This window comes from Pseudovibrio ascidiaceicola (genome assembly GCF_900114245.1).
Classification (GTDB): domain Bacteria; phylum Pseudomonadota; class Alphaproteobacteria; order Rhizobiales; family Stappiaceae; genus Pseudovibrio; species Pseudovibrio ascidiaceicola.
The window spans coordinates 271,219-277,218 of record NZ_FOSK01000009.1 but is presented as its reverse complement, the minus strand read 5'-3'; the positions used below and the strand labels follow the sequence as shown (position 1 = coordinate 277,218).

The window sequence follows — 6,000 nt, the reverse complement described above, 5'->3', positions numbered from 1 at the left end:
TGCGCTGGTTGCTACCAGACAATGTAGACATCGTGGCGTCTCACCCCTTGTTCGGTCCTCAGAGTGCCACGACAGGTATAAAGGGTCTAAAAATTGCTGTCTGCCCCATTCAGGGAAAACGACATGCGAGGCTAGTTGCGTTTTTACGCAAGATTCTGGGACTGACTGTCATCGTGACGACACCAGAAGATCACGACCAAGAAGCAGCAGTTGTCCAAGGGCTCACGCACCTCATCGCTAAAGTGCTATTGAGAATGGGACCGCTGCCAACGCGCATGACAACGAAGAGCTTTGACTTGTTATCTGAAGCGATTTCTATGGTTCAGCATGATGCACCAGAAGTATTCGAAGCAATTGAGAAGGCCAATCCCTACGCCGAGACCGTGCGGCGACGGTTTTTCGATTTGGCCGCAAGTTTGAGTGAAGAGCTGGAAGCAGCATTGAGGGCGTCGCCAAATAACGAAAGTGGACATTGATGTAGCGGTATCCAAGGTCGGCTCCGTCCGTATGGAAGAATGCCAGGATTGATGAAGCCTCTGACGGACGATCTGAAGCTTGGCTGAGAAGAACTGTAATCTAGGTGAGGCGTAATGTCCGCTATGGTCACCCAGCGCAATGCTGTCCAAATCGACTTATGGTTGAAACTAAAGAGGTGCTGGAACTTTTGGGTACTGAACGGCTGAAGTCTCTTACAAACCCTGAAAATTATCTCAGCTCCTGCACTCAAATGGTAGACAGGGTGCTGCAGAAAGGCCGGACTGCTAAATGGGCTGCCAGCCGCCGTGGACAAGGACCTGATGCTTCAGTCTAGATCGATACATAACAGAAGCTGCAAATAGATTGTGTGACTGGTCTCTTGCGCTATGATACAGACAATCCGCAGTTGAAGCGGATTGTCTGCTTCCCAAACCTTTATGCGAACATAAAATCATCTGTATTGATGAAGTTGGCATCAACACTGGTTAAGAGGATTGATCCCCCCTCATAGGAAATGAAAGCATCATCACCACGACTTGAGATTGCCAGATCTTCTAAGCGACTTGCTCCACTGTCAAACCTGATAAAGTCTAGCCCATCTGAAAAGTCGATGATCTTGTCAGCTCCGCAATTGGCATTAAAGACAAAAATATCCCGGCCTTTGCCCCCTGATAGCAGATCTTTACCAGATCCTCCCTCCAGCGTATCATTCCCTTTACCAGCGTAGAGCTTATCGTTACCACCACCGCCAAGAAGTATATCATGGTCGTTGCCGCCATATAGCTTATCGTTGCCGGTCCCGCCGTCGAGAACATCACGGCCATCCTCACCATAAAGTTTGTCTTTGCCCTGGCCGCCTTCCAACGTGTCTAATCCAGCACCGCCATAAAGCCAGTCATTACCCTTACCACCCTGCAACAGATCATGTCCTTCATTGGCATAAAGCTTGTTGTCTGCATCGTTACCGATTAATGCATCATCGCCTGACCCAGAAAGAGCATTCTCTATAACAGTGCCACGCATAATGGCCATGTTGCCTTTCAGACCCTGTACATCAGAATAAGTTTCCTCAATGAGAGAAATCCGCTGATTACTTATTTCAGAACTGAAATCAATGGTATCTTCGCCGCCATCATCCATAATGGTGAACGCGACCAGATCTAAATCCGCAATTCCGTCGTAATAATCTCCCGCATTGGAGTTTTCACCATAAGTGGTGTTGTCTGTACGCAGATTTCCCGCTGTGCCATAAAGATCCTGCATGGCAAGAATATCAGCAATCATGGGGGTGATAACTTGGGCGTAGCTGGCGTCAACGCTCGTGTTCTGTTGCTGAGTAAAATAGGACATGACAGTCGCTTGCCAGGAATCATTGGAGTAATGATTATCGACACCATATGTGGCACTGCCGTTGTAGTGCCCCGCATGCCCCAGGCCAAGCGCATGGCCAATTTCATGAATATAGGTCTGGTAGGAATAGGAAGTCAGGCTCGTGCCACTCCGATCAAGCCAGTCTGTGCCAATGTTAATGAAGGATCGTTCTATTTTATCATGGAAGGTCCATGAGTTGGCGTAGGCGCCGTCTGTTTTGTCATCAATGTTGATCTGTGCGTAGTCATTGGTGATCTCAAAATTGATGCCGGTCACCTTTGTCCAAGCATCAAGAGCATTTTCTGCCAAATACTGGCCAGCATCTGTGAGGCCAGAGATATTAACGGTAAGAGTTCCCCCAGGATCAACATCAAATGCGCGGCGATATCCCCAATAGGCGTCTGTCAGCTGATGGGCGATCTGATCATTTGTGAACGCCTCTGGATCTAATGGTTCCACAACGGGATCTGTACCCTCAGATATGCTGAGCAGATAATTTCCAGAAGTGCGCCCCTCAGTACCAGAGCCAGCAAGAATATAATAAGTGCCACGTTCTTCTGGAGTAAAAGTGATCTCTGACTTACTGCCATTCCCGCTTACGGTGTCCTGAGCAGCAACACTGCGATTTGGATTGAAGATGGCCAGGCTCGTGTCCGAAGGTCCGCTGTGGCCTTTGCTATCCATAGTGATGGCGTACTCAACACCAGCTTCCAGAACAACTGCAACAAAATCCGCATCTCCGCCTTTCTTTAAAGAACCGTGAAACGTGTCGCGCGGTGTTAAAGTATAGGGTGTATCGAAGTTTGTTGGGGCATCGCCCTTCTCCACTAATATAGAATTTCTGGAGTTATGTTTGGTAGACATACGAATCCTTTGCGATAATTCAAGTTATCGAAATAGGATATATTTGACCTTGCCCCAATCAATATTTAAATTGATGCCCTTAACAGGTATTATATTTTGATTTATATTATCATTTTACTTGTTAATAAAAGTAACTTGATTGCTACAAAACTTATTTCTTAGCATTTGTGCCATGACAGGTAACGATTAGTCATCTGCAGGCATCTGACAAGGAGGCTCTCCATCTCGCCGTTGAAGCATCGCTTATCTGCATGAGCTTTGTTCGGATACTTGTGTCTTTCGCTTCCGGATTGGGCTCGGAAATCTTGTCTTCATTGGTATAAGTCCCAGTTACATTTCTGTATCGTGACGAAATAGCAAGCCTTACTATGCGATCGGCTCCTACTTCGGGTGGAGAGGCAAAAATGCGCATGACTAGCCGAAAGAAACCTGGAATGCCGCTTAGATCGCGCAGCAAGTTGGAACTAATGAAGCCAGGATTAAGCGCGTTCACAGTGACACCCGAGCTTTCTAATTGCTCAGCCAGCTCAACTGTAAACGCATTGAGTGCAAGCTTTGCCTGAGCATAAGGTTTTAGTGCATCAAAGCCGTGTTTCGTTTGGAGATCATCAAAATTAATATGACCTAATGCTTCCGTATCGGAGGAAACATTCACAATTCTTGATGGTGCAGAGGCTTTGAGACGTTCCAGCAGTAGCTTCGTAAGCAAGAAGGGGCCGATATAGTTTATCGCCCACATCATCTCTAGCCCATCTGTTGTGATTGTACGCTTTGGGACTTGAGCACCTGCACAATTAACCAAGATGTCTATGCGCTTGTGAGTGGCCATGATACGTTCAGCGCAAGAGCGAATACTCTCCATTGATGCCAGATCACAAAATAAAAACTGCGCAAATCCTCCATCAATGGCATTTAACTCGCGTGTCGCTGCCATCCCTTTTTCTTCGTTGCGACCTAAGATGATCAGGTTTGCCCCAAGCTTATGCAGCATCCTAACTGCGGCTCGCCCCATACCATCAGTTCCACCCGTAAACACAATTGTCTTACCTGATATGTGTTTGTCTGCCTCGGGGATTGCATAGAGAGGATTGGGTTTCCTTCGTTGTGGCGTGAAAGTGTTGAGCACCATACTTGCTTGCTTGATGATTGAAGCCTTTTTAGAACTCATGGCCACCTCTATACTGGAATCATTAATTCCGGAATTGTTGATTATCGTAATAAGCGGTATAGAAGTTTAAAATGGAAATCAACCCTTGCAGTGATTAGGAAATCTTCATGAGTAAGAGATCAGGCCAGCGAGCTGAACTTACCCGCGGTCGCAAGCGGGATCGGAACCGGACTGATGCTATTCTTGCTGCGACGGCTGAATTAATCATCGAACATGGGTTTGATAAACTTCGAGTTCAGGATGTAGCAGAAAAAGCTGGAAGTGGGCTCGGCACGATTTACCGAAGGTGGGAGACAAAAGAAGCCTTGGTAACTGATGCTATTCGCGCTTTTCCTGACCCTCCACTACCTTCCAGTGATGATGCCGCAGCAGATTTAGAAGCAGTTATTCGGGAAAAAGCGGACTTTTATGCTTCCAAGCCAGACTTGCTTCCTGGAGTTATTGCGGCATTGAGAGAAGATAAAAGTATAGCTGAAGCTATTCGCGATCGATACGATGATGAACCACTTCGTCAGCTCTTTGCGAGGTTACTGGGTTCCGATCATCCTCAGCTGGATCTGTTGGCAGAGCTTGTCCCTGCAATACTTCTCAACCGAACTGTTTTCCATAACCGCTCGGTTCAAGCCGATAAGTTTGCCGACGAGATCATGGCACTTGTCAAAGCTCTATCGAGTGTTCGAGTTGAGTGATTTTCGTGTCATAAATGAGAGCGGACAAAAGTTGTAGGAGCGTATTAGTTATAGTCACAAGAGGCTGAGCGAATGGCCAGTTTTGGTCAGCTGCCACATGTAAGGAATGTCTTGAAGGGGCCAACAACGGTCATTCGAGCGTTTCTAACTAAGGTTGAGAAAGGTACATCCGGAGGTTTCTACATCAACTCTTATGAAAGACCCAGATGATAAGAAGGACTTTCAGATTAACTGGTCTGCGCGGCTGGAGGAGAGGGAGACGATTAGCTCCCCTGAAGGGCTAGGACTAGGTGATCTAGTGAAAGCTATTAGGGCGAAAGCACCACAATCTGGCTGGAAGGCGGAACGGCTAGGGAACGGTTCCGGCTGACAAATCGCATTTTAACGAGTAGCGGCCGTTCCTATGATCAATCGGCGATACTGAACTGTACAGAGTGATGGTCTTGTCTGGATTTTTTCTACCACTCCTTTTTAAGTTGATCCCAATCATATTGAACAACATGAGGAGTATCTTGGGTTGACTTTCCAAAATAATTTATTTCTTTTGGAATTGGGGTGGCTGGAACTTCTTCTCCAGTAACTGCGTCGGTTACTCTCCATTTATACTCGCTAGTGACTTCCGCTTTAACTGTTTGGTTGTTTTGCACTTCCCATTGCTGTTGTTCCGACCAGTTAAGGATCCCATCTTCGGCGACCCGATTAGCTGACTGAAGTACATTATACTTTACTCCTAGATCCGAAACTTCTCTTATTTCTACGTAATCTGCAGCAACAAGTGTCAGATGTTGATCAACAAAGTTCTTGGGGAATGCAAAATTGATCGCTAGTGTTTCTTTGTTTGGGAACTCAACTGATGCGTAAGCTAATACCGTTTTGCTTCCAGCGTTTAACTGGCCAAAATCAGTTGGATATTCTAGTGACATCAAGTAGTTAGAAATTGTTGCAGTTTGAGGGTAATATTTAGGGCCTCTATATTTAAAGTACTTTCGAAACTTGCTGTGTGCATGTCTGTCTGTTGACGACAAACCAACATAGCTTGGGTTGGAAGAAATGCTTTGCTCTTCATCTATGGTGAACCCAACTAGTACGGCATAGAGCTCTGGAGTAATTCGCCACTTACCTATTGCGAACTTGTCTCCGACCTTCAAGTTTTTCTGCTCAGCAAATGTGTTTGCTGGATGGTGTGATGCATAAAATACTTGCTGGTTGTCCAAATTACACCTGCCTAGAGCGGCTTTCCCTAGAGGAGGATAAGAAAGTCGCTCTTGATTGTTATGGAGATGAGCCCACTTGACAGAACGATAAACATGGTACCCGGCTTCGAATTTTCGAGCAGTGAACCGGCAATTGGATGCTAGCTCTTGAAAAATTTTTAGTGCTAATGCAGGTGATCTTTGGCGTTGAAATGCGTCAAAGCGTTCTCGAAATCTA

At 46.2% G+C, this 6,000-nt stretch carries 6 protein-coding genes; 3 read left to right on the top strand and 3 right to left on the bottom strand.

The window, feature by feature from the left end:
* Positions 1–476: prephenate dehydrogenase dimerization domain-containing protein (locus BM231_RS18140; protein ID WP_139226365.1), on the top strand; the 476-nt coding region annotated here is incomplete at its 5' end.
* A gap of 436 nt (positions 477–912) precedes the next feature.
* Here BM231_RS18140 and BM231_RS18135 read toward each other — a convergent pair.
* Positions 913–2,712 carry a M10 family metallopeptidase C-terminal domain-containing protein gene (locus BM231_RS18135; protein WP_093521527.1) on the bottom strand — a complete coding sequence of 600 codons (1,800 nt, stop codon included), beginning with the start codon at positions 2,710–2,712 and terminating at the stop codon, positions 913–915.
* A gap of 190 nt (positions 2,713–2,902) precedes the next feature.
* Positions 2,903–3,880 (bottom strand): SDR family NAD(P)-dependent oxidoreductase, encoded by a 978-nt coding sequence (locus BM231_RS18130; protein ID WP_093521525.1) that lies wholly within the window; start codon positions 3,878–3,880, stop codon positions 2,903–2,905.
* Positions 3,881–3,987: 107 nt separating this feature from the next.
* On the opposite strand from BM231_RS18130, the gene BM231_RS18125 reads away from it, so the two are divergent.
* Positions 3,988–4,569, top strand: a complete 582-nt coding sequence (locus BM231_RS18125) for a TetR/AcrR family transcriptional regulator (protein WP_093521523.1) — start codon at positions 3,988–3,990, stop codon at positions 4,567–4,569.
* 327 nt (positions 4,570–4,896) lie between these two features.
* Positions 4,897–5,007, top strand: coding sequence for a phage fiber-tail adaptor protein (locus BM231_RS27545; protein WP_425287821.1), 111 nt, complete (start codon positions 4,897–4,899; stop codon positions 5,005–5,007).
* A 20-nt stretch (positions 5,008–5,027) separates the two neighbouring features.
* Here BM231_RS27545 and BM231_RS18120 read toward each other — a convergent pair whose 3' ends face one another.
* Positions 5,028–5,783: a hypothetical protein gene (locus tag BM231_RS18120; protein ID WP_093521521.1), complete on the bottom strand. Its 756-nt coding sequence runs from the start codon at positions 5,781–5,783 to the stop codon at positions 5,028–5,030.
* Between the last annotated feature and the right edge of the window lie 217 nt (positions 5,784–6,000).

What these genes read in the sequence shown, in the direction of transcription:
- BM231_RS18135 (WP_093521527.1), bottom strand. Translation starts at nt 2,712, where the DNA reads ATGTCTACCAAACATAACTCCAGAAATTCTATATTAGTGGAGAAGGGC.
- BM231_RS18130 (WP_093521525.1), bottom strand. Translation starts at nt 3,880, where the DNA reads ATGAGTTCTAAAAAGGCTTCAATCATCAAGCAAGCAAGTATGGTGCTC.
- BM231_RS18125 (WP_093521523.1), top strand. Translation starts at nt 3,988, where the DNA reads ATGAGTAAGAGATCAGGCCAGCGAGCTGAACTTACCCGCGGTCGCAAG.